The sequence below is a fragment of the Pseudomonas oleovorans subsp. oleovorans genome (genome assembly GCF_002197815.1).
In the GTDB taxonomy this organism is placed as follows: Bacteria; Pseudomonadota; Gammaproteobacteria; order Pseudomonadales; family Pseudomonadaceae; genus Aquipseudomonas; species Aquipseudomonas oleovorans.
Genome location: NZ_NIUB01000012.1, coordinates 18,137 through 44,616 on the forward strand (window position 1 = coordinate 18,137; position 26,480 = coordinate 44,616).

Genomic DNA, 26,480 nt, shown 5'->3' on the forward strand with positions numbered 1-26,480 from the left:
TCCTGTAGGAGGCGCTTTAGCGGCGAGCTTTTGCAGCCTCTCACAGTTCACTGGGCTACTATTTTTGTTGGAACGAGCTCTGCTCGCGAAGCTGCTGGCTGTAAGGCGATTCGCGAGCAGAGCTCGCTCCTACAAGTGCTTGGCGTAGTGCTTCGCGGGTGCGACGCGGCGCTCAACCCGTTAAACTTGCGCGGTTTTTCGCCACCCTGGATTGCGCGCCATGCAGCACCCCGCCGAACATTCCCCGCTGGGCAAGTCCAGCCAGTACATCGCCGAATACAGTCCAGAGCTGCTGTTCCCCATCTCGCGCACCACCAAGTGGGCAGAGCTGGGCCTCGAAGGCGCCAACCTACCGTATCAGGGTGTGGATTACTGGAACTGCTACGAGTTGTCCTGGCTGCTGCCGTCCGGCAAACCGGTGGTAGCCATCGGTGAGTTCGCCATCCCCGCAGACTCGCCGAACATCATCGAGTCGAAGTCCTTCAAGCTGTACCTCAATTCCCTGAACCAGTCGGCTTTCGCCAGTTGGGATGAGTTGCAAGCGACGCTGGTGCACGATCTGTCGACGGTGGCCGGCAAGCCAGTGGCGGTGCGTTTGCGCTCGCTGACTGAGGTTGCTGAAGAAGGCGTGGCGACGCTGCCGGGTCAGTGCATAGACGAACTGGATATCAGCGTCAGCCAGTACGACCACCCGCAACCCGAGCTGCTGCGCTGCGACGCCGATCGCGTGGTGGAGGAGAGCCTGCACAGTCATCTGCTCAAATCCAACTGCCCGGTTACCGGTCAGCCGGATTGGGGCAGCCTGGTCGTCGAGTATCGCGGTGCCGCGCTGGATCATGCCAGCCTGCTGGCCTATCTGGTGAGCTTCCGTCAGCACGCGGATTTTCACGAGCAGTGCGTCGAACGCATCTTCCTCGATCTGCAACGCCTGCTGCAGCCGCAGGCGCTGACTGTCTATGCGCGCTACGTGCGCCGTGGTGGGCTGGACATCAATCCGTATCGCAGCACCGAGGCGCTCACGCCGGAAAATGGCCGCCTGGCGCGCCAGTAACCCATGAAAAATGCCGCTTAGACAATGCTGCCAATGCGGCCTTTGTAGGAACCCCGCCCCGGGGCGAAGCTTTTCGCGTCAGCCCCGCTCAGGTTCGCGGCGGGGCGCCGCTCCTACACGTTCGATGCATCGACGCTTGGCTAAGTGGCATTGGCCAAGCGTCGACATTTTGCTTGAAACGCCGGGCCTGAGCCGGGGGCAGGGCATTCAGATGCCCATATTGGCCAGGCTCTGCATGATGTTGCGCAGGGTGCCGGCGAGGGTAGGGTGGCTGGCCTCGAAACGTTCCACCGCCAGATTGACGCCATCGATCAGCGTGGCGTCAGGCGCTGAGGCGGCTTCACGCGCCAATTGGACTTCGATTTCCTGGGTCAGCAGGTAAAGCGATGCGCGTTCTTCCTCGCTGAGCGGCGTGTCCTGGGCCAGGTGTTGCTGGAGGGCTTCCAGTTGCTGCTGCAGGTCGCTTGCTGGCATAGAGTTCTCCTTATCGAATCAGCTTAGGCATTGACCCCCAGCGGCGCTGGAAGTTTTCAACCCGTACCTGAAGGTTAACCCAAGCGGGCCGGCTTTGCCTGATCAGAGTCAAAGGCTCAGGGCTTTTCGCCCTTGCTCCGGCGCACGCCGATATCGTCCAGGCTGGCCTCGATTTCTCCCAGATGATCGACCACCGAGTGCACGCCCAGACGATAGAGCTGCAGCGTGGCCTCGGCGCGCAGGTGTTCCTGATCGCTCGCGCCCAGTGCCTGCCAGTCGGCCAGGGCGTAGCCGCACAGTGCCCCGCAGGCCGCCAGGCCGATGGTCCAGCAGCCGGCATTGAGCCCGGCTTGCAGCAATAGCGGATTACCGCTGACGACAACACAGCCATCCAGGCGCTCGACGTCCAGCTGGCTCAATGCCTGCCAGCAACTGTCCGGCGCTGGCCACGGCCTGGTCTGACGCGCCAGCACCGCTTCGATGGGCGTGGGCAGCGCTTCGGCCAGGCGCAGGCTGGCGTCGGCTGGCAGGTCATCCAGCCAGGCGCAGGGCGTGCCGTTCGCATGCAGGGTTTGCAGCAATTGTGCTGCACCCGGGGTCAGTTCGGCATGCTCTCCGGCCACCTCGCTCAGCGCCTGTTGCAGCGTCTGCAGTTGTGTGCTGGTTGCCGACTTGCCTAACCATGCATCCAGCGCCTGTTGCGGGGTACCGGCCAGGTTCGCGGTTGTGCGCTCGGGATGCAGTCGCTGCAGCGCGACAGGTAGCGTGCGAGCGCCGAAGTCGACCAGGCAGCCGGACAGTTGAAAGATCAGGGCGGTGCAGGGGGAGGGCATGGGATCATCCGTGGCATTGGCCTAGGCCAATTTAACGCCGACGGATGACCGTAATGTGACCGCTAGCAGCTTGTTGAAATTCGCCCACGTCCTGTCTGGTTTTGCGACGTGTGGTTTACGATATCGGCTCCAATCTGCCGGAGCCCTCGATTTCCATGCCTGGGGCCGATATCACCCAGGAGTCCCTGTTCACTGTCGCCAAGCTCGATGACTTCGTGCCGGTGAATCATCCCCTGCGCGCCATCCGCAAGCTGGCCAACACCGCCCTGCAACGGATGAGTGCTCTGTTCGACACCTTGTATGCCGACACCGGCCGCACCTCGGTTGCCCCGGAGAAGCTGATGCGGGCGCAATTGCTGTAGCTGTTCTACTCGCTGCGCAGCGAGCGCATGCTCATGGAGCAACTGGGCTACAACCTGCTTTTTCGCTGGTTCGTCGGGTCGCGGCAGGGACGGCAGTTACCTGCCGCCCCCCGCACAGATCCGTGCGTGCGGAACTACCGCATACGGCTCCTGCCTCGGGTATGTAACGCGAAGCGATCCTCGGGATAAGGATGTGCATTTCTGGGCTTCGGTATGTAGATGTCTGCGAGACGATCAAAGCGTGACCATTGAAGTCTATTACGCTGGCTGCGACGTTTGAGGGCTATCAAGACAGATCCAGCGAGGATCGCGATTGGTGTGAATACCTGCAGTTTTTCCATAGTGCGTGGTTCCTCCTCGTTACTGAGACGAGCCGGATTTTGGGTGTCGGCTGAGTCAAGTCATTAGGTGGGCGGGTGCCCCGTTTTTCAGGCGAGGAGAGGTGGGTACTGGGGGAATCGAGTGGGACGGCTCGATGGATAGGGGCTCGCATTTTTGTCAAAAAAAAGCCGGTTGGGGTGTGGCCAGGTGATCCTAAAGGGATCCAGAAGTGATCCGAAACGGTGATCCAAAGCGCTCCCAAAGGCTAAAGGCCTCGCTATAGAATGTGATCTCCGATTGATAGTCGTGCGACGAGCAGAAAGCGCTAGAAGTCAGGAATGGCGGGGTCTCCAAGCCTCTCGCAACGATTACCCGTTAACCTGGGCATCCCGGAAGGGAGCAGCCACAGCGGGAACATTGTGTGCCGGGGTGTGGCTGGCAGGGTCCACCTCCAGTTTCCAAGCCCTTGCACCCTTCTATATCAATATCTTCAGCGCCCATCTGGCGGTTTTTGCTGTGCGCAATAAAAAGCCCGCGCTTTGGGCACGGGCTTTCGGCTGTTTGCAGGTTCAGGCGATGCGGTAATTCAACACGCTGTCCTGTTCCTTGAGCATCTTGCGCAGATCGGCTGGGATATTGCCGGCGCGTACAGCCAGTTCCAGGCGGATTTCTTCCAGGCTTTGGGCGAAGGCATTCTGGTCGTTGATCTGTGGCTTGGCCAGGACGCGGCTGTAGACAGTGCTGTCGCTCTCGTCGAGCAGGGCGAGGATGATGCTGCCGTCCGGGCGCGGTGAGCTGAAGCTGACACGCAACGGATTGAACAGGTGATCGACGAGCTGTTGGTTGGTGAGTTCCATGTCCTACTCCATCCTGATGGTTGATCTCCTTCGACCTCAGGATGATGACTTAGTTCAGGCAGTGAGCGACTGGCGGGTACGCTCGATCACCTGTTGCAGCGATTCGTCGCTGTACTGGCCTGGGTAAAGACGCTGGCTGTACTGGGCGATACCGGTCTTGTCGACCAGGGTGAAGCTGAAGCTGCCCTTGCGCGTTGCCTGGATGCGGCAGTCGAACGGCGCGAAGGCGTGAGTCAGGGTGCTGATGGCTTTCTGAATTTGATGTTGAGCATTCATTCTTAGGTACTTCCTTAAAGCATGTGCGCTTCGTTGCGCGTGGTGTAGCTCCATGTGGTTGGCCGAAAAGCGGCCATAGCATGTCGAACCATCGGAGCTTGGTTAGCACGATAAAGTTCCAATGTTACGGTTCTTAGGCGTGGTCGGTACGTCGGAGGCAGGCGGAGGATCTGCGCCAGTAAGTGGCGAGTCGGCCTGATCAGTCAGCGGATGGGATCGGGTAGGGCGGTAGCGCGAAACAGCGCTAGACGTTGAACCGGGAAACCAGCGAGGGGGCGCGAAGGCCTTTTTGACTTGCAGCGTGGTACGAACAATTCGAACTATACGCCGTTGTTCAAGAATTGAACAGCGCTATTTGCAGATCACCTCTGTGACGTCTGCGGGTATCGGTTGGCGGATGCAATTTGCTGGTTGCTCCGCTAGCATTAGCCCACTTTTGCTTTCCTCATATGACGGTTTTCCATGAGTTATCAGGTTCTTGCACGTAAATGGCGTCCGCGCTCGTTCCGCGAAATGGTCGGCCAGACCCATGTGCTCAAAGCCCTGATCAATGCCCTGGACAGCCAGCGTCTGCACCACGCCTATCTGTTTACCGGCACGCGCGGGGTGGGCAAGACCACCATCGCGCGGATCATCGCCAAGTGCCTGAACTGTGAAACCGGCATCAGTTCCACGCCCTGCGGCACCTGCTCGGTGTGCCGGGAGATCGATGAGGGGCGTTTCGTCGACCTCATTGAAGTGGATGCCGCCAGCCGCACCAAGGTCGAAGACACCCGTGAACTGCTCGATAACGTGCAGTACTCCCCGAGTCGCGGACGCTTCAAGGTCTACCTGATCGACGAAGTGCACATGCTCTCCACCAGCTCCTTCAACGCCCTGTTGAAGACCCTGGAAGAGCCGCCGCCCCACGTCAAATTCCTCCTCGCGACTACCGATCCGCAGAAGTTGCCGGTCACCGTGCTGTCGCGCTGCCTGCAGTTCTCGCTGAAGAACATGCCGCCGGAGCGGGTGGTCGAGCACCTGACCCATGTGCTGACTGCCGAGAACGTGCCGTTCGAGAATGACGCCCTGTGGCTGCTCGGCCGTGCGGCCGACGGTTCGATGCGCGACGCCATGAGCCTGACCGACCAAGCCATCGCCTTTGGTGAAGGCAAGGTGCTGGCGGCTGATGTGCGCGCCATGCTCGGCACGCTCGATCATGGTCAGGTTTACGGCGTGTTGCATGCCCTGATCGAAGGCGATGCGCGGGCGCTGATCGAGGCGGTGCGGCATCTCGCCGAGCAGGGGCCGGACTGGAATGGCGTGCTGGCGGAAATGCTCAACGTGTTGCATCGCGTGGCCATCGCTCAGGCGCTGCCAGAAGCCGTGGACAATGGCCAGGGCGACCGTGAGCGCGTACTACAGTTGGCCCAGGCGCTGCCGGCTGAAGATGTGCAGTTTTATTATCAGATGGGGCTGATCGGCCGCCGCGACCTGCCGCTGGCGCCGGATCCGCGCGGTGGTTTCGAAATGGTGCTGCTGCGCATGCTGGCTTTCCGCCCGGCGGGCGCCGACGATGCGCCCAAGGTCACGCTAAAGCCCTTGGGGATCAGCCAGGCCACTGCTGACCCCCAACAAAGCCCAGTGGCCGGCAGCGCTATGTCGGCTCCCATGGTTTCTGTGCCGGCAAGTGCGGAGGTGCCGCTATCCGCCGCTCCAGCTCTCGTCGAGTCCAGCCTGTCCGTCGCCGCTGCGCTCTCAGAGCCAGCCGTAGCCGAACCGGCGCCTGTGGTTGACATCCCTGTGGCGCCAGCCGCCAGCCTGTCACCCGAGCCCGAGCCCGAGCCCGAGCCCGAGCCCGAGCCCGAGCCCGAGCCCGAGCCCGAGCCCGAGCCCGAGCCTGAGCCCGAGCCTGAGCCCGAGCCTGCCGCTCCTGAGGCGGCAGCAGTCGTCGATGTGCCATGGGACACGGCCGAGGTATCCGACAATGTTGTGGTGCCCGCTCAGCCTGTTGCCATTACCGAGCCAGCTGTGGCCGCACCCGTTGTGGCGGCTGAGTCAGCCGCAGCGCCTGTGGTTGCACCCATGGCGAGCGAAATCGTGCAGCCCATGGCCGATACGGACGGCAATGATGACGAGCCGCCACCCGGTGACTACGACTATGTCGAAATGGATGCCGAAACGCTCGACTACGACTTTGGCCAGCCTGAAGCCGTTATGCCGACGATCGAAGAACCCCTGCCGGCCGCCCAGCCGGCTACCGGTCTGGCGGCGGAATGGTTGTCGTTGTTCCCCCAGTTGGGTTTGGGTGGCATGACCGGCAGCATTGCGGCCAACTGTACGCTCATCGAAGCCAACGGCGATGACTGGCTGTTGCACCTGGACCCGGCGCACAGTGCGCTGTTCAACCCGACCCAGCAGCGCCGTCTTAATGAGGCGCTGAACCAGCAGCAGGGTCGTAGCATCAGACTGCGCATCGAGCTGTGCAAGCCCGAGCAGGAAACTCCGGCACAGGCGGCAGCCCGTCGTCGTGCCGAGCGCCAGCGCAGCGCTGAAGCGTCGATCCATGCCGATCCACTGGTGCAGCAGATGATTCAACAGTTCTCCGCCAAGGTGCGCGACGACAGCATCGAACCTATCGATACTCCCAGCTAACCGGTCGTTTCAACGACTTGTTTAACCCCGAACACCGAGGATACCGACATGATGAAAGGTGGCATGGCAGGCCTGATGAAGCAGGCTCAGCAAATGCAGGAAAAAATGCAGAAGATGCAGGAAGAACTGGCCAACGCTGAAGTTACCGGCCAGTCCGGCGCCGGCCTGGTCAGCGTGGTGATGACCGGTCGTCACGACGTCAAGCGCATCACCCTGGACGACAGCCTGATGCAGGAAGACAAGGAAGTGCTGGAAGACCTGATTGCTGCAGCGGTCAACGATGCCGTGCGCAAGGTTGAGCAGAACAGCCAGGAAAAAATGTCTGGCATGACCGCAGGGATGCAGCTTCCCCCCGGCTTCAAAATGCCCTTCTGACAGGCTTCGTGCCGTCCAGTCGACGCACATGGCGGCGTTGCCGGCGAACTTGCCCTGCACGCTGCCTGATCGCCACTCTTGCCGTGTCGACTGGGCCGGCTCGTAGCCCAATGAGATGCAATCCGGGAATCTGCTCGTTGCAAATCCGTAGGGTGGGCTTTAGCCCACCAGATCTTTCCCCGCTCACCCTTGCAGGAACGCCATGAGCTTCAGCCCCCTGATTCGCCAGTTGATCGACTCTCTGCGCATCCTGCCCGGTGTTGGGCAGAAGACCGCGCAGCGCATGGCGTTGCAGTTGCTCGAGCGCGATCGCAGTGGCGGTCTGCGTCTGGCGCAGGCACTGAATGCGGCGATGGAAGGCGTGGGGCACTGCAAGCGCTGCCGCAGCCTGAGCGAGGACGAGATCTGCCAGCTGTGCCTGGACGAGCGCCGCGACGACAGCCTGCTGTGTGTGGTCGAAGGTCCAATGGATGTGCACGCAGTGGAACAGACTGGTTTTCGCGGCCGTTACTTCGTGCTCAAGGGGCATCTGTCACCGCTCGATGGTCTGGGGCCAGAGGCCATCGGTATTCCGGCGCTGCTGGAGCGTATCGATGCCGGTGCTTTCAGCGAAGTGATCCTGGCCACCAACCCGACGGTGGAAGGCGAGGCCACGGCGCACTACATCGCTCAGATCCTCGCCGGCAAAGGCCTGATCGCCTCGCGCATCGCCCATGGCATGCCGCTCGGTGGCGAACTGGAACTGGTCGACGGCGGCACCCTGGCGCATGCCTTGGCAGGTCGGCGCCCGATCAGCCTGTAAGCAGTCAAACCCTCTCGATTCGGAGTGCCAGTGACCACCGACACTCTGCGCCGTATTGCTCTGCTGCTCCTGCTCGGGGCGCCTCTGGCCGCACAGGCTCAATGTCCGAACGGGCAGGTACAGGTGTGTCTGGGCGCTTCCTGCTTGTGCGTGCCCGATCCGGTACGGGTGCGTGAAAATGGCCTGAATATGGCGGCGGCGCGTCTCGAAGCCTGGTTGCTGCAATCTCGCCAGGCAGCACTGCGAGCCGGCACCGAACCTATCCCTCTGATGATTCGTGCCCAGCTCGCGCCGTTCTACGACGATGCGTTGCTTGATGAAGTGCGCTTTCGCGTGGGCATCACCGACGAGATGGACGCCGCCACCGTCATGCTGCAGAACCCCGATGTGCAGGCCGTGACGCTGGTCGATGTGGTGGTGTTTCGCAACGCCGCTGCCGCTGAGCAGGATGCGGCGCTGTGGGCGCATGAATTGTGGCATGTGCAGCAATACCGCGAGTGGGGCACCGATGGCTTCGCCCAGCGTTACACACGCAATTTCCAGTCAGTGGAAGGGCCAGCCTACGAGATGGGCGAGCGGGTGAGAAAGGCGTTGCGCGAGCAGAAATGAAACGCTCGCTTGAAAACCAAGCAAGCGCTAGGTTAGGGTAGCCAAAATGATAACGGGAGTACCCGCATGGCCGCCTCTCTGTCGTATTTCGATGAGTCCCACCAATTGGTTCGTGATTCCGTCCGGCGTTTCGTCGAGCGTGAAATCCTGCCGTATATCGACGAGTGGGAAGAGGCAGAGGAGTTTCCTCGTGAGCTGTACCTCAAGGCCGGCGCTGCGGGCATTCTCGGTATCGGCTACCCAGAGCAGTTCGGCGGCAGTCACGAGGGAGACGTGTTCGCCAAAGTGGCGGCCAGCGAGGAACTGATGCGCAGTGGCTCCGGCGGCCTGGTGGCCGGGCTCGGTTCGCTGGATATCGGCCTGCCACCCATCGTCAAATGGGCCAAGCCCGTCGTGCGTGAGCGCGTGGTGCCGCAGGTACTGGCCGGCGAGAAGATCATGGCGCTGGCGGTGACCGAGCCCACCGGTGGCTCCGACGTGGCCAATCTCAAGACCCGCGCTGTGCGCGATGGCGATCACTACCGCGTCAATGGCAGCAAGACCTTCATCACCAGCGGCGTGCGTGCCGATTACTACACGGTGGCGGTGCGCACCGGCGGTGAGGGCTTCGGTGGCGTCAGCCTGCTGCTGGTGGAGAAGGGCACGCCGGGTTTCAGCGTCGGTCGCAAGCTGAAGAAGATGGGTTGGTGGGCGTCGGATACCGCCGAACTGTTCTTTGACGACTGCAAGGTGCCGGTGGAGAACCTGATCGGCGTGGAGAATGCCGGTTTCGCCTGCATCATGGCCAACTTCCAGAGCGAGCGCCTGAGCCTGGCGATCATGGCCAACATGACCGCACAACTGGCCCTGCAGGAGTCGCTGAAATGGGCGCGCGAGCGCCAGGCGTTCGGCAAGCCGGTGGGCAAGTTCCAGGTGCTCAAGCACCGCCTGGCCGAGATGGCCACGCAACTGGAGGTTTCCCGCGAGTTCACCTACTGCCAGGCCGCTCAAATGGCCGCCGGCAGGAGCGTGATCAAGGAGATTTCCATGGCCAAGAACTTCGCCACCGATATTGCTGATCGCCTGACCTACGATGCGGTGCAGATCATGGGTGGCATGGGTTACATGCGCGAAACCCTGGTCGAGCGCCTATACCGCGACAATCGAATCCTCTCCATTGGCGGCGGTACGCGCGAGATCATGAACGAGATCATCGCCAAGCAGATGGGGCTGTAGCCGGACGCGCAGTGGGTGGGGCTTTAGCCGCGATCATCCCCAAAAAGGGCGGAAAAGCTCGCCGCTGAAGCGCCTCCCACGGGGGCATGGTCCTGCGCGGTTATCAGGAAGCGACCTGATTCTGCGCGGCCTGGCGCAGGCGGGCGATATCGCGTTGCGGCGGATCGCCGAACAGACGGCTGTACTCGCGGCTGAACTGCGATGGGCTTTCGTAGCCGACGCGGTAGCTGGCCGCTGCCGCTTCGAGGTTGTCGCACAGCATCAGTCGGCGAGCCTCCTGCAGGCGTAGCTGCTTCTGGTACTGCAGCGGGCTGAACGCTGTGACCGTCTTGAATCTATGGTGCAGGGTCGAGGGGCTCAGGTTCACCTCGCGGGCCAGTTCCTCGATCCGCAGCGGCTGATCGAAATTCTTGCGCAGCCACTCGATGGCGCGGGAGATGCGCTGGCTTTGGCTGTCGGCGATCACCACTTCATGCAGGCGATGGCCCTGCGGGCTGAGCAGCATGCGGTAGAAAATCTCGCGCAATGCCAATGGCGCCAGCATGGCGATGTCGGATGGGGTTTCCAGCAGGCGCAGCAGGCGGATCACCGCATCCAGCAAGCGTGGGTCGAGGCGATCGAGAAACAGCGCCCGCTGGGAAGCCGCGTCCGGGGCCGGAATCGCTGGCATTTCGGTGAGCAGGCTGCTGATCAGCGCGGGATCAATCTCCAGAGCGATGCTCAGATAGGGGTGATCCGGGCTGGCCTCGATAACCCGGCCGGTTACCGGCAGCACCACCGACGCCACCAGATAATTCAACGGATCATAGACGTAGAGTTCGTCACCCAGACGTATCTCTTTACGGCCCTGGGCGATGATGCACAGGCAGGGGTCGTAGACTGTCTGCATCGGCAGGCTGGGTGTCGTGGCGCGTGCCAGCTTCAGGCCAGGAATCGCTGTGAGGTGCAAGCCGTCCTCGGGGGCGAAGCGATCGACTAGGCGCGCCATTTCATGGCTCAGTTCGGCAAGGGGGGTGTCGAGAGTTGTGGCGGTGTGAATGGGTGACTGCATGGCGCGCCTCCGGAAAGTCAGCGAAGCCTAGGGGCTGTTGCCGTTTTGCGCTAATAAGTTGATATATATGAGAAAATACGTATCGTTGAAGCTCTGACCCAACATCGATACGAGTTTACAATGCCCCGATTATTGCTCAGTGATGGGCATTGGTCGAAGCTGCGGGAAATTCTGCTGCGCAAGGCCATCTACAACAAGCGTGATCGACGAATGACCGTGGAGGGCATGCTGTACCGCATGCGCACGGGATGCCCCTGGAGAGATCTCCCCGAAGCGTTCGGGAACTGGAATAAGGTTAATCCGGCTTCACACCCCAGGGTTGGCCCCTGACGCATGCCGATCTAATGAACTGGCAGGTACATGCCAGGCTCGGTGCTTCCTATGCCAGCGAAGTTGAGCAATGCGATTCGGAGCTTTTCGCTCCGTGCTTGGTTCAACATCCCCCCAACGTTTCACGACGCTGAATTGGCTCACTGCCAGACGTGCGCGGATGAGTTCTGCCCGGAGGGCAAATTCACCCTCGGGTCAGACATTTTTAGTAGCAATTCGATGATGGCTGAACGTTACTATCCTGTTTCTGTAACCGCTCATTGACCCATTTTAGGGTGTGAACAGATACAGCTTTTGTTATCCATCCCCGCCAAAACGATGCGTTTCCAGGGTGTGGATTAACCAGGCTGAGCCGGTTTGTTGAATGCTTTTTCGGGCTTCAACCCCCCCTGATAGCAAGGGATTAAGGTGCCTAGGCGCATTAACCAAACCAAGCACGACACGTTCAACGTGTCGCACACGAGGGTGGATTCTAGTCAACCGCCGCCCCAGCGCCAGCGCGGCGCGCTCTGAAAGCGGCGACTCAGCGGCTTCGGACGGGTAGGCGCCCTGTTGCCTGCCATCCTGCGGCATAATGCGCGGCCAGATTTGGAGGCCTTCATGCTCGACCACGCCATGCGCATTCTCAAAGACGTTTTCGGCTACGACGCCTTTCGCGGCAACCAGGCCGCGATCATCGAGCGTGTGGCCGGCGGCGGCGACGCCTTGGTGTTGATGCCTACCGGTGGCGGCAAGTCGCTATGCTTCCAGGTGCCGGCACTGATGCGCGAGGGCCTGGCGGTGGTGGTTTCACCGTTGATCGCGCTGATGGACGATCAGGTGGCCACCCTCGACGAGTTGGGTGTGGCAGCTGTGGCGCTGAATTCCACTTTGAGCCCTGACGAGCAGCGCGAGATCGCCGACCGTATACGTCGCGGGCAGATCAAGATGCTCTACCTGGCGCCCGAGCGCCTGGTGCAGCCGCGCATGCTGAGCTTCCTGCAGGGCCTGGATATCGCCCTGTTTGCCATCGATGAAGCGCACTGCGTGTCGCAGTGGGGGCATGATTTCCGGCCTGAGTACCTGCAGCTCGGTCAGCTTGCTGAGCTGTTTCCCAATGTACCGCGTATCGCCCTGACCGCCACCGCGGACAAACGTACCCGCGAGGAAATCGTCCAGCGTCTGCACCTGGACAACGCCGAGCGCTTTCTGTCGAGCTTCGACCGGCCGAACATCTTCTACCGCATCCAGCCCAAGGATCAGCCGCGCAAGCAGCTGCTGGGTTTTCTCGCCGCGCGCAAGGGTGATGCCGGTATCGTCTACTGCCTGTCGCGCAAGAAGGTCGAGGAGGTCGCCGACTTTCTCAGCAGCCAGGGCTTTCCGGCGCTGCCTTATCACGCCGGCCTGCCCAGCGAGTTGCGCGCCTATCACCAGAAGCGCTTTCTCAATGAGGAAGGCCTGATCATGGTGGCGACCATCGCCTTCGGCATGGGCATCGACAAGCCCAACGTGCGCTTCGTCTGCCACATGGATCTGCCCAAGTCGCTGGAGGCCTACTACCAGGAGACCGGTCGCGCCGGCCGTGACGGCTTGCCGGCCGATGCCTGGATGGCTTACGGCCTGCAGGATGTGATCTTCCTCAAGCAGATGCTCAACAATTCCGAAGGTGACGAGCGCCACAAGCGCATCGAGCAGCACAAGCTCGACGCCATGCTCGCCCTGTGCGAGGAGACACGCTGCCGCCGCCAGGCGTTGCTGGGCTATTTCGACGAGGAACTGGCTCAGCCCTGCGGGCATTGCGATAACTGCATCGACGGCGTCGAGACCTGGGATGCCACCGAGCCGGCGCGCCAGGCGCTGTCGGCGGTCTATCGCAGCGGCCAGCGCTATGGTGTCGGCCATCTGGTTGACATTCTGCTCGGCCGAGACAACGAGAAGATTCGCGCCGCCGGCCATCAGCACCTGGCGGTGTTCGGCGTCGGCAAGGGCTTTTCCGAGGTCGAGTGGCGAACCCTGTTCCGCCAGTTGGTCGCCCGCGGCCTGGCCGATGTCGATCTGGACGGTTTCGGCGGTTTGCGCCTGACTGAGTCCTGCCGGCCGCTGCTGCGTGGTGAGGTCAGCCTGCAACTGCGTCGTGAGCCCAAGCCGGCGCAGGCGGCCAAGGCCTCCAGTAGCGCCGCCAGCCAACTGGTGCGCGGCCATGAGCGGGATATGTGGGAGGCGCTACGCAGTCTGCGTCGTAAGTTGGCCGAAGAGCACAGCGTACCGCCGTACGTGATCTTCCCTGATGCCACGTTGCTGGAAATGTTGCGCAGCCAGCCCAGCTCGCTGAGTGAAATGGCCGAGGTCAGCGGCGTCGGTGCGCGCAAGCTGGAACGCTACGGCCAGGCCTTCCTGGAAGTACTCAATGGCAGCGGCGCGGATGACACGCCACCGCCGGTGGCCGATCTGCGTCATGAGCTGGTCAGCCTGGCTCGCGCCGGTATGACCCCGACGCAAATCGCCGGCCAGTTGGGTTGCACCGAGAAGAACGTCTACAGCCTGCTAGCCGAGGCAATCGCCCAGCAGCAACTGACCCTGGAGCAGGCGCTGGATCTTCCTGAGGAACTGTTGGGCGAGATTCAGGAGACCTTCCTCGATGGCGAGGGCGAATTACCGGCGGTCAGCGAGATTGCCTCGCTGTTCGCCGGGCGGGTCGACGAAGCGGTGCTCTACTGCGTGCGTGCGGCGCTGCAGGCCGAGTTCGAGATCTAAGTGTCCTCGGTGAAACTTGGCAGCCTGATTCTGGCGGCATTTCGATCGCAGGGCTAAGGTGTGGGCAGGCCGCCAGATAACGAGGTGAGGGTGCCTGACTATCACGCCTGGTACGACGAGGTTCGTCCGAGCCCTTATGCCGAGCAGTTGAGCCTGGGGTTTCGGCGGTTGCGTTTTTCCCGCGCTCTCGAGCGTGAATATCGTGCGCACATGCTTGAGGACGGCTTCGAACTCAAACGTATCGCGCTGTGCGTCGCCACGGTCATCTGGCTGGCCCTGACGGTGTTGGACATGTTGGTGGTGCCTGCATCGCACCTGGGCTGGGTGATCGCAGTGCGCCTGGTGGCGCTGGTCATCCTGCTGGTTTGCGCGACCCTGATCCTGCGGCGTCGCCACAGCCATCTTCTGCTACCGCTGAGCATGACCTGCATCCTAGTGCTCGGCGTGGGCGCAGCGATGATTGTCGGTATTGCCCATCGCGCCGACCCCGGCTACCCCTACGAAGGACTGTTGCTGGTGAGCATGGCGGCGTACTTCCTGGTCGGCCTGCGCTTGAGCGAGGCTCTTGCCTGTTCCCTGGTGATTTTGCTCGCCTATGTGCTGGCGGAATTGGCCGCAGGGCTGCCTGCTCCGAGGTTGATCAACAACCTGTTGTTCCTGGTCTTCGGCAATCTTATCGGCGCTGTCGGTTGCTACCTCCTGGAATACAAATCACGCGAGCATTTTCTGATCAGCCATCTGATGCAGCTGCTTGCCTACCACGACAGCCTGACCGGGCTGCATAACCGTCGTAGCTTCAATCGGCAGTTCGAGCGCCTGTGGCGCCAGGCGCAGCGTGAGGGCATATCGATTGCGTTGCTGCTCTGCGATATCGACCATTTCAAGGCGTACAACGACTGCTACGGTCACCAGGCTGGCGACGCGGCTTTGCAGCGTGTCGGCTCACTGATCGAGCAGGCCGCGCGGCGACCACTGGATATGGGCGTACGGCTTGGCGGGGAGGAGTTCGCGCTGCTGTTGTTCGACATCAGCGCCGATGAAGCCAGGCAACGCGCCGAGGCCCTGCGCCATTCGCTGGAGGAGGCGGGCATCGCCCATCGTGGTTCCGACAGCGCCGATGTACTGACCATGTCCATCGGCGTTGCCTGCCTGAGCCCCGATAGCCAGCCTGAATTGAGTCAGCTCTACGAGCAGGCCGACCGAGCGCTATACGAGGCCAAGGCTTTCGGACGTAACAGGGTGGCGGCCTGAGTTGCAGTCGGGGCGCAACGAGCCGGTCGCATTCTGCAACGCTCATGGCGCAATCCGCGCTTGCCCTGCGCATCGGGTTATGGCTAGCTGGCTAATAATTAGTTTTTGACCTTTGTATGAGTCCGCTTGCCCATGTCTTACCCCGATCAACATCGCTTTGCCATGCAGGTTGCCCAGCTATCCCGTGCCTGGCGTTCCGAACTCGATAGACGCCTGGTAGGGCTGGGCCTGTCCCAGGCTCGCTGGCTGGTGCTGCTGCACCTGGCGCGCTTCAGCGAAATGCCGACCCAGCGTGAATTGGCGCAAAGCGTCGGCGTAGAGGGGCCGACGCTGGCGCGTCTACTCGACAGTCTCGAAAGTCAGGGGCTGGTTACTCGCGTGGCAGTACCCGAAGACCGCCGTGCCAAGAAGATCGCGCTGCAGCCGGATGCGCAGCCTCTGATCGAGAAGATCGAAGCGATTTCCACCCAGCTGCGCCATGAAGTCTTCGCCGGTATCGACGAGGAGGATCTGCGTCGCTGTCAGCAGGTGCACGCTCGAGTGCTCGGCAACCTGATGAAGTGAACCGCCTGCACTGTCAAAAATCCGATCATTTTTTGATCGTATTTTTTATTTGCCTAATTTTTGACTGATTCAACTTGATGGCACCGTGCTTTCATCGGCAAACTGGCCGCCAAGCCGCTACTTTGTGAATTAGTAGCCATAATGCAATTCGAGACGGCCTCGACAAGGACCTTGTCGCCCGTTCTCGAACTATCAAGGGCGCCAGCCTCCCGGCCAAGGGATGCTCAGACAGGAAGTCGAGGAGGTGGCGTTCGAGCCGAATAACCCTGGAGGTCGCATGGCTCGGGTGCGTCAATTAATGTTGGGTCTGGCGTCGGGATCCGCCCTCTATTCGGGAATGGCTCCGGCGCTTGGTTTGGGTGAAATCACGCTGCATTCTGCGCTGAATCAGCCTTTCGAGGCCGAGATCGAGCTGCTGGAAGTGGGTGATCTGGGCGCGCAGGATCTGCGTGTCGGTCTGGCACCAGCCGAGGTGTTCAGTCGTTCGGGGGTGGAGCGCTTCTACTTTCTCAATGATCTGCGTTTCACGCCGCTTCTGCAGGGATCACGTAGTGTGATCCGCGTGGTGTCGAACCGTCCGGTGCGTGAGCCATACCTGAACTTCATCGTCGAAGTGGCGCGTCCCAATGGCCAGTTACTACGTGAATATACGGTTCTGCTCGATCCACCTGGTTCTTCGGCTTATTCCGCTGTAACCGCACCAAGCGCTGCTGCCGTATCGCAACCCTCTAACCGCACCGCAGCACCGGCCTCGTCGGTCAGAGCGGTCACGCCGCCGCGTGCATCTGCTGGGCACCGTCATCAGGTCAGCCGTGGCGACAGTCTCTGGTCCATCGCCGCGCGTTTGCGTGAGCAGGGCAGTACGCTGTCTCAGCAGGCGCTGATGGAGGGCATTCTTGCCCTCAACCCGAATGCCTTCGCTGGCGGCGATCCAAGTCGTCTACAGGCTGGCGCCGAGCTGCTGTTGCCGGATGCCGCCCGTGCGGAGGCTGCCCCGCCGAGCGCTGCTCCGGTCGCTGCCGAGGCCTCACCCGTGCTCGCTGAAAACACTGCCGAAGGGCCCGTTAGCGCGCCTCTGGCTGCCCTGGAGCCAGCACCGCAGCAAAGCGAAAGCCTGGAGCTGCTGGCCGAGAGGCAGCGCCAGGTCGATCTGGAGCTGGCCAACCAGGCGGCGGAAAATCTGCAACTGCAACAAGGCTTGGCGCAACTGCAATTGCAACTGCAGCAGTTGCAGGAGCAATTGGCGCAGAAGGATGCTCAGTTGGCTGAGCTGGCTGCGCGCACGCCCGCCGAGCCGGCCGCCCAGCCCATTGCCGCCGCGCCGGTCAGTGTCGAGGAGCCCGCGGCAGCAGAGCGCGGCTGGTGGTCGACCCTGTTGGCCGGTGGTATAGGGCTTCTGCTGTTGCTCGGTGCGCTTTTCTGGGCCGTGCGGCGGCGTGGCGAGAAAACCAGGCCGGTGGTGCAGGTACAACCCAAGGGGCAGCCACCGCAGCAACCGCCTCGTCCGCTACTCGCGGCGGTTGGCGCAGCTCCGGTGGTCAAGGCAGTACCGGCGCCGGCTCCGGTGCGTGCTCAAGGGCCGGTCGACCCACTCGAGGCTGCCAATGTCTACATCGCCTACGGTCGCTTCAGCGAGGCCCGTGGTGAGCTGAGCAAGGCGCTGGCTCAGGACCCGCAGCGCAGCGATCTGCGCTTCCGTCTATTGGAAGTTCTGGCGCTGCTGGGCGACGGGGCGGGCTTCGCGCGTGAGGAGGCCGTGCTGCGCGCCGAAGCGTTCGACGCCGCACGCATCGATGCCTTGAAGGCGCGGCATCCTGATCTGCGGGTGACTCAGCAGGTACCGACCGAGGTTATCGCTGAGCAGCAGCCTGCGGCCGAACCTGATTTTCAGCTCAACCTCGACGACCTGTCGCTGGATGCCGATTGGGATCTGGTCAGCCCTTTCCCTGCTGCCGCCAAGGCCAAACCCAAGGCTGCTGCAGAACCGGAGTTCGATCCGTCGTTCGCCAGCAATCTGCAGGAGCTCCCGGAGGTGTTCGAACTGCATCATGAAGACGAGCAGTTGAGCGCCTTCAGTGAGATGGAAATGGTGCTCAGTGATGAGGTGCCGGCGCTGGATGACAACTTCATCGACGCTTTCGCCGGTGATGCCGATGCCACCGCTGCGCTGCAGGGCGACATCGACCACCTGGCGGGCAATCCGGAGCACATGGCCCAGCTTAACCAGGCGCTGGCCTATATCAAACAGGGCGATATCGCCACCGCCTGCGACATCCTCAACGAGGTGATCGATAACGGCGATGACGAGCAGAGGAAGGCCGCGCGCCAGTTGCTGGCGGAAATCGCCTGAGCGCCTCTGCTGCTGCACCTGACGAGGCCGCGCATATGTCGCGGCCTCGTCGTTTCAGAAACTCTTGCCCAGATTGAGATACAGCGCCTTCTCCCGCTCGTCGTTGAAGCCATAGCTGAAGTTCAGCGGGCCCAGCGGGGTGTCCAGGCCGAGGAAGATGCTGGCTGCGTTGATATAGCCGCTGTCGAAGGCGTTGTCGTTGTTCCAGGCACGGCCGCGCTCCAGCGACAGGCCCAGGTACAGCGGGAAGTTCAGCGGCAGCATCGAGGTTTGTGTCATGCGCCGGTAGTAGATCATCCGTGCCAGGGCCATGTTCTGGCCGCTCAGCGAGTCCTGACGAAAGCCCGACAGCTCCTGGGCACCACCGAGAATGAAACCCGAGGTGACCACCTCCGCTTCATCCAGGGTACGCCCGTAGCGACCGCCGAACAGCCAGGTATTGGGGCCGTGGCTGTAGGCCTTGTCCAGCTTCAGTTGCCATTGGCGATATGCCTCGTCCGAGCCCAGGTCGCGGTCGTACTTGCGCAGCATCAGGCCGATATCCTCGCCGGTGCGCGGGAAGTCGAGGTTGTCCAGGGTGTCGAAGGAGTACAGCAGTTCGTAGTAGCCCTCGCTGAAGCTGAAGCTGGGCAGGTCGCGCTCGCCTACGCGGACATCCGCCTCGCCCCAGGCCTGAGCGATGCCGAAGCGAATCTCGCCATTGTTGGCAATCTGTCGGCCGAGATTGAGACCGTAGCCGTAGCGTTCCAGGCGGTATTCGGCGATCGGGTCGTTGTCCAGAATCGCTTCGACGTTCTGCGCCTCGCCGAACAGGTAGGGCGCGACGAAGTAACGTGAGCCGGCGTCCAGCGGCTGATAGAACTCGCTGTAGAGCTCCTGGCGGTCACCTAACTGCAAGCGAGTCAGCCATTCGGCGCCGAGCTCGTTGATGCCATTGATGCGGTAACTGGCGCCGATATTGAAGGGGCTGTCGCCGCGCATGTCATCCGACAGATTCAGGCCCAGGCGCAGGTAATCGGTGCCGGTGCGCTTGCCGCGGGCATCGATCACCAGGGCGCTACCGCGCTCGTCCAGCGGCTCTACCCGGTATTGCACGCGCTCGAAGTAGTCCAGGCCATACAGCGTGCCCATGTCTTTTTGCAGGCGATCCATGTCCAGTGGCTCGCCGAGCGGTTGGCGAATGTGCCGGCGAATCACCGCGTCGCCGACTTTCGAGTCGTTCTCCACGTGGATTTCGCGAATCACCGGTGTGCGCTGTTCGCGCGAGCGCGCCATGGCCAGCGCCGGGTTGCCGGCACTGCCGGTGCGCAAGCGAGCCAAACGCTCTGCCTGAATCTGCGTGGCGCGATAACCGGCGTCCATCATCTGTTCGCCACGATTGAAGTCGGCGACGCCGAAGCCGGCCAGAGGGGGCAGGATCAATACGTCGTCCGCCTCCAGCGTTTCGAGTTGGGCCTCGGAGTTCTTGCGCATCATCAGGTTGATCGACTGATTCATCACGTCGACCACGGTGAGCAGGTCCTTGGCCGGTTTCAGTGGCATACCCAGGTCGACGACGATGACGTGATCGACGCCCATCTGTCGCGCCACGTCGATGGGCACGTTGTTGACCATGCCGCCGTCGACCAGCAGGCGACCGTCCACTTCCACCGGGGCGAACACCGCCGGGATCGACATGCTGGCGCGCATCACCTGCGGCAGGTGGCCGCTGCTCATGATCACCTGTTCACCCGTGACCACATCGGTGGCCACGGCGCGATAAGGGATCGGCAGATGATCGAAATCGCGGGTGGCGCTGCGATGTACCAGCAGACTTTCCAGCAGCAGCGCCAGGTTCTGGCCCTGGATCACGCCCAGCGGCAGGCCAAGGCTGCCGTCGTCGCGAAAGCTGAGTTTCTGCTTGATCAGAAAATCACGGTCGTCCTGCTTGCGGCGAAAGGGGATGTCCTCGCGTGGCGGTGAGTCGGACAGCGCCTGTTGCCAATCCAGCTCCAGCGCCAGACGTTCAAGCTCCGCCACCGAATAGCCGGCCGCGTACAGCCCACCGACGATGGCGCCCATGCTGGTGCCGGCGATGGCGTCGATGCGAATACCTTGTTCCTCCAGCGCCTTGAGCACACCAATGTGCGCCAGGCCACGGGCGGCGCCGCCTGACAGCACCAGGCCGACACGTTCGGCGGCGATGACAGGCAGGCTGGACAGAGCGAACAGGCAAAGCAGCGAAAGGAGCAGGCGGCGCATGATGGATTCCGGCAGGAGCAGAGACAAAGACCGGTATTATAGGCATCAAGCCCCACAGTAGAGCCCCCGCCATGCCCGATCAGAAGCCCGAAATCGTCATCACCTATTGCACCCAGTGTCAGTGGCTGCTGCGCGCCGCGTGGCTGGCTCAGGAACTGCTGAGCACCTTTGCCGACGAGCTCGGCCGGGTCAGCCTGGAGCCGGGCACCGGCGGCGTGTTCCGCATCCTCTGCGATGGCCAACAGATCTGGGAACGCAAGGCCGATGGTGGTTTCCCCGAGGCCAAGGTGCTCAAGCAGCGGGTGCGTGATCTGATCGATCCAGGTCGCGATCTGGGTCACAACGACCGGTAGGGTGCGCCGTACGTACCGCTCGGTTCAACGCGCCATCCGCGCCGAAACGAAGATAGCGCTGACGATCAGCATGCCTCCGGCCAGCATGCGCAGCGTCGGCTGCTCGCTGAACAGCCACCAGGCGAACAGAATCCCGTAGACCGGTTCCAGGGCGAAGATCACTGCTGTGGTGCGCGCCTTGAGCACGCGCAGGCTGGCGACGAACAGGCTGTGTGCCAGGCCGGTGCAGAAGATGCCGAGCATGGCCAGCCACAGCCAGTCCACCGGGCGCACGCTGGGCAGCAGCGGCCAGGCCAGCGGCAGGAAGCAGATGAACACGGCGACGTTCTGGTGCAGCGCTGCCTGTACCGGGTCGAGGCCGCGGGTGCTGGCGCGATTGAGCAGCGACAGCAGGGCGAACAGAAAGCCCGACAACACTGCCCACAGCAATCCGACTGTGGCGTCACTGTTCAGGCTGAACTCGGGCGTGACCAGGATCAGCCCCACGCATACCACGCCGACCATGGCGAACTCGCCGGGGCGGGTGCGCTCGCGAAACAGCAGGCCCTCCAGCAGTACGGTGAAGGCCGGGAAGCTGGCGAAGCCGAGCGTGGCGATGGCCACGCCGGAGACCTTCACCGCTTCGAAGAAGGTGACCCAGTGCGTGCCCAGCAGCAGGCCGCCGAGTGCCAGCAGAGTCATCTGCCGCAAGCTCGGGCGAACCGCGTTGCGGCTGCGCCAGAGCAGCGCGGCCAGGCCCAGGGCGAGTACCGCGAAGAACGCGCGGCCGCCGGCGATCATGTTCGGCGTGGTCGCCGCCAGTTTGCCGAAAATGCCCGACAGGCCGAACAGCAGGGCACCCAGGTGAATCGCCAGCAGGGCGTTACGTTCCGTCATGCCAGGCGCGCACCGTTGGGCAATGGCTGGTCGAACCCGGCGAGGACGACACGGTTGTCGTTGTCATAGACACCGGTGACCAGCACTTCCGAGCGCACCCCGGCGATGCGCTTGGGGGCGAAATTGCACACGCACAGCACCTGGCGACCAATCAGCTCGCCACAGCTGTAATGCGCGGTGATTTGCGCGCTGGAGGTCTTGACGCCCAGTTCGCCGAGATCGACTTCCAGCACGTAGGCCGGCTTCACTGCCTTTTCATTGGGACGAGCGCAGCGAATGGTGCCGACGCGCAGCTCCACTTTCTCGAAATCCTGCCATTCGATGGTTTGCATGGGGTACTCCTGGTTACTGACGCGCAGTCTAGGCGCCTCGCGAAGGGCTGTCTGTCGCAGGAACTACGAGTTTTGTCGTCGGACTCTCAATCAGGTCTGAAGGTGGCAGGAGCACGTAGGGTGGGTTAGCGGCGCTAACCTTCGAACGATCAGACACTTCCATCGTGACGCGCCGCGTAACCCACCAGACGATGTAACGATTGGCGACGATGGTGGGTTACGCCACACCGGTTTCGGCGGGGTAGCCAACCAGCGTGACAGGCGGCTAACCCACCCTACGAGAGCGGTGCGCCGCTGGGGCTGCTAGCGCGTGCGGCGCAACTGTCGCGGGGTCATGCCGAGATGGCGATAGAGGGCAGCGGTGAAGGCGCTTTGCGAGCTGTAGCCGACCTGTGCGGCGATTTCTCCAACCGCCAGGTCGCTGCCACGCAACAGCTGTTCGGCGAGTTGCAGGCGCCGTTGGCGAATATGTTCCATCGGCGTGCGCCCGGTCTCGGCGAGGAAACGCGCATGGAAACGCGCCACCGACAGACCGGCCAGGCGTGCCAGATCTGCCACCTGCAGCGGATGCGCTGCGTGCTGTTCGATATAGCGATCCAGGGCTGTCAGCGGCAAGCCGGTCGTCTCGGCATGCTGGCGGCTGCAGGCCAGGCTGCCGAGTAGCAAGGCCGCACCTTGGCCCGCGATGATTGGATCATTGATCGGGCTGCTGGCCAGCCAGTTGAGTAGCTGCCCCTGCGAGGGATCGAGTTGCAGTGCGTTGGGTTTGTCCAACAGACGCTGGATGTCGCTCGCATGGTGGCCAAGCTGGCGCTCCAGCCAGTCGTTGGCCGGCAGATCCAGCACCAGGCACTGGCTGCCGCGTGGGCTGCCGCAGGTATGGCGCGCTTCGGCCGGCACTACGGCCAGGTGATGGCGCAGCACCTGGCTGCCCTGGCCATCGACTTCGAATTGCAGCTCGCCCGCCAGGCCGAACACCAGTTGCGCGTGGTCGTGGCTATGGCTGAGCACTTCGTGGCTGTAATGACGCAGGGACAGGATCGGGAGCATGGCGGTTTCCTCGGCAACCGCCGCAGTGTAACGCCTGGGCCGGGGCGCTGCTGCGTCATGGGACCGTCTTTTTCCCGTCACAAGCCTTTCACCGCGACCCCTCAAGCTCGTCTAAACCCAGCCGGAGGTCGCCCATGACCAGCGTCCAGCTCGCCAAGCCCAGCCGCAAGCAACGTGTCCGTACCCTGTGGATCTCCGATGTACACCTCGGCACCCGCGATTGCCAGGCCGAGCACCTGGCAGCCTTTCTCAAGCGCTACCACGCCGACCGTATCTACCTGGTGGGCGACATCATCGACGGCTGGAAACTGCGCGGCGGCATCTACTGGCCACAGGCGCACACCAACGTCATCCGCCGTCTGCTGACCATGAGCAAGCACGGCACCGAAGTGATCTACGTCACCGGCAACCATGACGAGTTTCTGCGTCGTTACTCCAGCCTGCTGCTGGGCAATATCCAACTGGTCGACGAGGCCGTGCACGTCACGGCCGATGGCCGGCAATTGCTGGTGATCCATGGCGATCAGTTCGATGTGATTACCCGTTATCACCGCTGGCTGGCCTTTCTCGGCGACTCGGCCTACGAATTCACCCTGACCCTCAACCGCTGGCTCAATCACTGGCGCAGCCGCTGGGGCTACGGCTACTGGTCGCTGTCGGCTTACCTCAAGCACAAGGTCAAGACTGCGGTGAACTTCATCAGCGACTTCGAGGAGGCCATCGCTCACGAGTGCGTCAAGCGCGGCCTGCAGGGCGTGGTCTGTGGTCACATCCACCACGCCGAAATCCGTCAGGTCAGTGGTGTCGAGTACATGAACTGCGGCGACTGGGTGGAATCCTGCACGGCGCTGATCGAGCACTGGGATGGGCAGATCGAGCTCTATCGTCTGGCCGAGGCGCAACTGGCCAGCGAGGAGCAGGCTGTCGCCCTCGAGACCGGCGCATGAGGATACTGATCGTCTCCGACGCCTGGGCGCCTCAGGTCAATGGTGTGGTCACCAGCCTGGCCGCGCTGGTCGGCGAACTGCGTGGGCTGGGGCATCAGGTCAAGCTGCTATCGCCCGCCGATTTCCGCGCCGTGCCTTGTCCGACCTACCCTGAGATTCCGCTGGTGTGGGATCTGTGGCGCGTCGGTGCGGCGATTCGCAACTTTCGTCCTGACTGCGTGCACCTCGCTACCGAGGGGCCGCTGGGTTGGGCAGCGCGGCGTTGGCTGGTCAAGCGTGGGCTGGCGTTTTCCACGGCGATCCATACGCGTTTTCCGGAGTACGTCAGCGCCCGCTGGCCTTGGATTGCGCCGCGTTGGGGCTATGCCTTTCTACGCGCTTTCCATCGCCCCAGTCACGCCGTGCTGGTGACCACCGAGCGGCTGCGCCAGGAGTTCGCCAACTGGGCTCTGCAACGGCTGCAACTGTGGTGCAAAGGGGTGGATACCCGGCTGTTTCGGCCGGACGAGACGCGTCCACGACCTGTGCAACCGGTGTTTCTCTACGTCGGACGCATCGCTCCGGAAAAGAACCTGCAGGCCTTTCTCGATCTGGACCTGACGGGGGAGAAACGTGTGGTTGGTGACGGTCCACAGCGTGAGACGTTGCAACAACAGTATCCGCTGGTGCGCTTTCTCGGCTACCGCCATGGCCAGGCGTTGGCCGAGGCTTATCAGGATGCCTCGGTGCTGGTTTTCCCTTCGCGTACCGATACCTATGGGCTGGTGATGCTGGAGGCCTTGGCTTGCGGTACACCCGTGGCTGCGTTTCCCGTGGCCGGGCCGCTGGATGTGCTGCAGCAGGGCGTCAGTGGAGTGATGGCCGAGGATCTGCATGCCGCCTGCCTGGGCGCGCTGGAGCTGGATCGTAAGCGTTGCGCGGAATTGGCGGCAGCGCAGTCCTGGCGCGCGTCGGCGCTGGAGTTTCTGGCATTGCAGCCGCTGATCGATGGCGAGCCAGTGTTGACCGAGGCACTGGAGGCGTAGGGCGTATTGCCGGTAGGGCGTACCGGGACACCGGCCGCTTGGAAGCAGTGCGCCGTTGGATTTGTACTGCGCCAAAGAACGGCGGACTGTTCGCTGCGCTACGAGCGGCCGGCGTTCCGATCTTACAGAATGACCTTGTCGCGCAGCTTTTCGGCCGCCTGGTTGAGCGCCTGGATCACCCGTTCCTTGTCGAAGTTCTGAATGCCATTGGTGTCCAGGTACATGGAGAAGCCCGGCAGTTCGTGCTCGACGTAGCTGGAGGTGGCGCCCAGGTCGCGGCGGAAGTCCACCACCTGGTAGATCTGCACCGGGCGGGTGAAACCCTTGACGGCGATCTGGCCCTTGTCGCGGCACATGATCACGTCCTTGACCAGCGAATAAGTCTCGTGGGAGATCAGGATTTCGCCGGATTCGGCGGCGCTTTCCAGGCGGCTGGCAAGGTTCACGTCGCGGCCGATGATGGTGTAGTCCATACGCGTGTCGGCGCCGAAGTTGCCCACCGTGCAGTAGCCAGTATTGAGGCCCATGCGAATTTCCAGTGGCTTGGTGATGCCCTGGGCGCGCCACTGCTGGCGTAGCACCTTCATGTGTTTGCGCATGGCGATGGCCATGGAAACCGCCGCGACCGCATCCTTCTTGGCGCCGTTGCTACTCGGGTCGCCGAAAAACACCATGACGCAGTCACCGATGAACTTGTCGATGGTGCCGCCGTATTTCAGGGTGATCTTCGACATTTCATTGAGGTAGGTGTTGAGCAGGTCGGTCAGCGCTTCGGCTTCCAGCTCTTCCGACAGCTCGGTAAACCCCTTGATATCGGAGAAGAACACCGTGAGCTTCTTGCGCTGAGTCTCCAGGCGCACGCTCTTCTTGCCGGTGAAGATCGATTCCCAGACCTGTGGTGACAGGTACTTGGCCAGGTTGCGCGCCAGGCGCGCGGCCTTTTCCTGTTCACGCTTGATCTCGCTGCGTACCTGAGCCAGGCGCAGGCCCTGCTGGTTGACGAAGTAGGCAGTGATGCAGATGTACAGGGTGGCGAAGAGGATGCTGACCAGCGCCACCAGCGTCGGCGTGTCGGTATTGGGATGAATCCCAACCAGCGCGGCGCACAGCGCCATGCCGCTGGCGGCCACCAGCAGGCCCAGGCCGAGATAGCGCATGCCGCCGACGACCAGGGCACTGAAACAGAGAATCAGCAGGAACATCAGGCTGGGCACGGCAGAGAAGCCGAGCAGCACGCAGGCCGCGCCGGCGTGCAGGGCATCGAAGAACAGCAGGGCGAGGTCGGTCTGCTGCGGATAGTCGCGCTTGAAACGGCGGCTGAGATTGTGCGCCAGATGAGGGTAGAGCAGGGCGTAGGGCACCATCCACAGAATGTCGTAGGCGAAGTGCCCGACATAGGTGCCGGCGGCGATGCTGGCGGCCGTGGCGATATAGGCCAGTACGCGCGAATAGTATTCGCGCAACGGCGGCGTCGGTAGCCCGTTGGCACGGCTGATGGTTGCTGGCTTCATCTGCTGGAACTGTCCCTGCTGGATTTCTGGCGTCTCTGCTGGACGCCTGGCTGGTCT

General features: G+C 62.4%; 23 protein-coding genes, 1 other RNA gene and 2 pseudogenes. 16 read left to right on the forward strand and 10 right to left on the reverse strand.

All coding sequences use genetic code 11. The annotated features are described in order from the left end of the window. Nucleotides 1-220 precede the first annotated feature (220 nt). Nucleotides 221-1,051, forward strand: coding sequence for an NADPH-dependent 7-cyano-7-deazaguanine reductase QueF (gene queF, locus PSOLE_RS09120; RefSeq protein ID WP_074860887.1), 831 nt, complete (start codon nt 221-223; stop codon nt 1,049-1,051). 207 nt (nt 1,052-1,258) lie between these two features. On the opposite strand, the gene PSOLE_RS09125 is transcribed toward queF, so the two are convergent. Both PSOLE_RS09125 and PSOLE_RS09130 read right to left on the reverse strand, forming a co-directional pair. Beyond that, nucleotides 1,259-1,525: a DUF4404 family protein gene (locus PSOLE_RS09125; protein ID WP_003460925.1), complete on the reverse strand. Its 267-nt coding sequence runs from the start codon at nt 1,523-1,525 to the stop codon at nt 1,259-1,261. Nucleotides 1,526-1,641: 116 nt separating this feature from the next. Then, the gene (locus tag PSOLE_RS09130; protein ID WP_003460926.1) at nt 1,642-2,358 is read right to left on the reverse strand and encodes a hypothetical protein; all 717 of its coding nucleotides are present in this window, start codon (nt 2,356-2,358) and stop codon (nt 1,642-1,644) included. 155 nt (nt 2,359-2,513) lie between these two features. Between PSOLE_RS09130 and PSOLE_RS09135 the strand changes: the two are divergent. Together PSOLE_RS09135 and ffs are read left to right on the forward strand one after the other, a co-directional pair. Beyond that, nucleotides 2,514-2,798: pseudogene (locus PSOLE_RS09135) on the forward strand (transposase); the annotation flags it as partial. A 591-nt stretch (nt 2,799-3,389) separates the two neighbouring features. Beyond that, an RNA gene (gene ffs, locus PSOLE_RS09140) (signal recognition particle sRNA small type) lies at nt 3,390-3,485 on the forward strand. A gap of 125 nt (nt 3,486-3,610) precedes the next feature. Here ffs and PSOLE_RS09145 read toward each other — a convergent pair. Both PSOLE_RS09145 and PSOLE_RS09150 read right to left on the reverse strand, forming a co-directional pair. Then, nucleotides 3,611-3,898: a DUF3509 domain-containing protein gene (locus PSOLE_RS09145; RefSeq protein WP_003460928.1), complete on the reverse strand. Its 288-nt coding sequence runs from the start codon at nt 3,896-3,898 to the stop codon at nt 3,611-3,613. A gap of 54 nt (nt 3,899-3,952) precedes the next feature. Continuing rightward, nucleotides 3,953-4,174, reverse strand: coding sequence for a hypothetical protein (locus PSOLE_RS09150; RefSeq protein WP_003460929.1), 222 nt, complete (start codon nt 4,172-4,174; stop codon nt 3,953-3,955). A 462-nt stretch (nt 4,175-4,636) separates the two neighbouring features. Between PSOLE_RS09150 and dnaX the strand changes: the two genes are divergently transcribed. From dnaX to PSOLE_RS09175, 5 genes are all read left to right on the forward strand, one after another. Continuing rightward, the gene (gene dnaX, locus PSOLE_RS09155; RefSeq protein ID WP_074859601.1) at nt 4,637-6,808 is read left to right on the forward strand and encodes a DNA polymerase III subunit gamma/tau; all 2,172 of its coding nucleotides are present in this window, start codon (nt 4,637-4,639) and stop codon (nt 6,806-6,808) included. Nucleotides 6,809-6,856: 48 nt separating this feature from the next. After that, the gene (locus PSOLE_RS09160) at nt 6,857-7,183 is read left to right on the forward strand and encodes a YbaB/EbfC family nucleoid-associated protein (RefSeq protein WP_003460931.1); all 327 of its coding nucleotides are present in this window, start codon (nt 6,857-6,859) and stop codon (nt 7,181-7,183) included. A gap of 202 nt (nt 7,184-7,385) precedes the next feature. Further along, on the forward strand, nt 7,386-7,985 hold the full coding sequence (gene recR, locus PSOLE_RS09165; protein WP_003460932.1) for a recombination mediator RecR: 600 nt from the start codon (nt 7,386-7,388) through the stop codon (nt 7,983-7,985). 30 nt (nt 7,986-8,015) lie between these two features. Continuing rightward, on the forward strand, nt 8,016-8,594 hold the full coding sequence (locus tag PSOLE_RS09170) for an eCIS core domain-containing protein (RefSeq protein WP_003460933.1): 579 nt from the start codon (nt 8,016-8,018) through the stop codon (nt 8,592-8,594). Between the two features lie 66 nt (nt 8,595-8,660). Continuing rightward, on the forward strand, nt 8,661-9,809 hold the full coding sequence (locus PSOLE_RS09175) for an acyl-CoA dehydrogenase family protein (RefSeq protein ID WP_003460934.1): 1,149 nt from the start codon (nt 8,661-8,663) through the stop codon (nt 9,807-9,809). A gap of 103 nt (nt 9,810-9,912) precedes the next feature. On the opposite strand, the gene PSOLE_RS09180 is transcribed toward PSOLE_RS09175, so the two are convergent. After that, nucleotides 9,913-10,860: an AraC family transcriptional regulator gene (locus tag PSOLE_RS09180; protein WP_074859604.1), complete on the reverse strand. Its 948-nt coding sequence runs from the start codon at nt 10,858-10,860 to the stop codon at nt 9,913-9,915. A 120-nt stretch (nt 10,861-10,980) separates the two neighbouring features. Here PSOLE_RS09180 and PSOLE_RS09185 point away from each other — a divergent pair. The 5 genes and pseudogenes from PSOLE_RS09185 to PSOLE_RS09205 all read left to right on the forward strand — a co-directional run. Beyond that, nucleotides 10,981-11,157: pseudogene (locus tag PSOLE_RS09185) on the forward strand (transposase); the annotation flags it as partial. Between the two features lie 633 nt (nt 11,158-11,790). Continuing rightward, nucleotides 11,791-13,923: a DNA helicase RecQ gene (gene recQ, locus PSOLE_RS09190; RefSeq protein WP_074859606.1), complete on the forward strand. Its 2,133-nt coding sequence runs from the start codon at nt 11,791-11,793 to the stop codon at nt 13,921-13,923. 90 nt (nt 13,924-14,013) lie between these two features. Next, the gene (locus PSOLE_RS09195) at nt 14,014-15,174 is read left to right on the forward strand and encodes a GGDEF domain-containing protein (RefSeq protein ID WP_039964693.1); all 1,161 of its coding nucleotides are present in this window, start codon (nt 14,014-14,016) and stop codon (nt 15,172-15,174) included. Nucleotides 15,175-15,306: 132 nt separating this feature from the next. Continuing rightward, a complete protein-coding gene (locus tag PSOLE_RS09200; RefSeq protein ID WP_003460939.1) occupies nt 15,307-15,738 on the forward strand; it encodes a MarR family transcriptional regulator in 432 nt (143 codons plus the stop codon). A 355-nt stretch (nt 15,739-16,093) separates the two neighbouring features. After that, a complete protein-coding gene (locus PSOLE_RS09205) occupies nt 16,094-18,088 on the forward strand; it encodes a FimV/HubP family polar landmark protein (protein ID WP_455737534.1) in 1,995 nt (664 codons plus the stop codon). A gap of 54 nt (nt 18,089-18,142) precedes the next feature. On the opposite strand, the gene PSOLE_RS09210 is transcribed toward PSOLE_RS09205, so the two are convergent. Beyond that, nucleotides 18,143-20,329: a patatin-like phospholipase family protein gene (locus tag PSOLE_RS09210; RefSeq protein WP_074859612.1), complete on the reverse strand. Its 2,187-nt coding sequence runs from the start codon at nt 20,327-20,329 to the stop codon at nt 18,143-18,145. A 71-nt stretch (nt 20,330-20,400) separates the two neighbouring features. On the opposite strand from PSOLE_RS09210, the gene PSOLE_RS09215 reads away from it, so the two are divergent. Continuing rightward, on the forward strand, nt 20,401-20,682 hold the full coding sequence (locus PSOLE_RS09215; RefSeq protein WP_003460942.1) for a SelT/SelW/SelH family protein: 282 nt from the start codon (nt 20,401-20,403) through the stop codon (nt 20,680-20,682). Nucleotides 20,683-20,706: 24 nt separating this feature from the next. On the opposite strand, the gene PSOLE_RS09220 is transcribed toward PSOLE_RS09215, so the two are convergent. From PSOLE_RS09220 to PSOLE_RS09230, 3 genes are all read right to left on the reverse strand, one after another. Continuing rightward, nucleotides 20,707-21,558, reverse strand: coding sequence for a DMT family transporter (locus PSOLE_RS09220; RefSeq protein ID WP_074859617.1), 852 nt, complete (start codon nt 21,556-21,558; stop codon nt 20,707-20,709). Continuing rightward, nucleotides 21,555-21,890 (reverse strand): tRNA-binding protein, encoded by a 336-nt coding sequence (locus tag PSOLE_RS09225; protein ID WP_074859620.1) that lies wholly within the window; start codon nt 21,888-21,890, stop codon nt 21,555-21,557. The genes PSOLE_RS09220 and PSOLE_RS09225 overlap by 4 nt, the downstream gene beginning before the upstream one ends. Before the next feature lie 303 nt (nt 21,891-22,193). Beyond that, nucleotides 22,194-22,940: a helix-turn-helix transcriptional regulator gene (locus PSOLE_RS09230; RefSeq protein ID WP_039964695.1), complete on the reverse strand. Its 747-nt coding sequence runs from the start codon at nt 22,938-22,940 to the stop codon at nt 22,194-22,196. A gap of 134 nt (nt 22,941-23,074) precedes the next feature. Between PSOLE_RS09230 and PSOLE_RS09235 the strand changes: the two genes are divergently transcribed. Further along, on the forward strand, nt 23,075-23,887 hold the full coding sequence (locus PSOLE_RS09235) for a UDP-2,3-diacylglucosamine diphosphatase (RefSeq protein WP_074859623.1): 813 nt from the start codon (nt 23,075-23,077) through the stop codon (nt 23,885-23,887). Further along, nucleotides 23,884-24,912: a glycosyltransferase family 4 protein gene (locus PSOLE_RS09240; RefSeq protein WP_003460947.1), complete on the forward strand. Its 1,029-nt coding sequence runs from the start codon at nt 23,884-23,886 to the stop codon at nt 24,910-24,912. Before PSOLE_RS09235 ends, PSOLE_RS09240 begins: the two co-directional genes overlap by 4 nt. 122 nt (nt 24,913-25,034) lie before the next feature. Here the strand turns inward: PSOLE_RS09240 and PSOLE_RS09245 are convergent, their stop codons facing one another. Next, entirely contained in the window at nt 25,035-26,423 is a 1,389-nt protein-coding gene (locus tag PSOLE_RS09245) for an adenylate/guanylate cyclase domain-containing protein (RefSeq protein WP_003460948.1), read from the reverse strand. Nucleotides 26,424-26,480 lie beyond the last annotated feature (57 nt).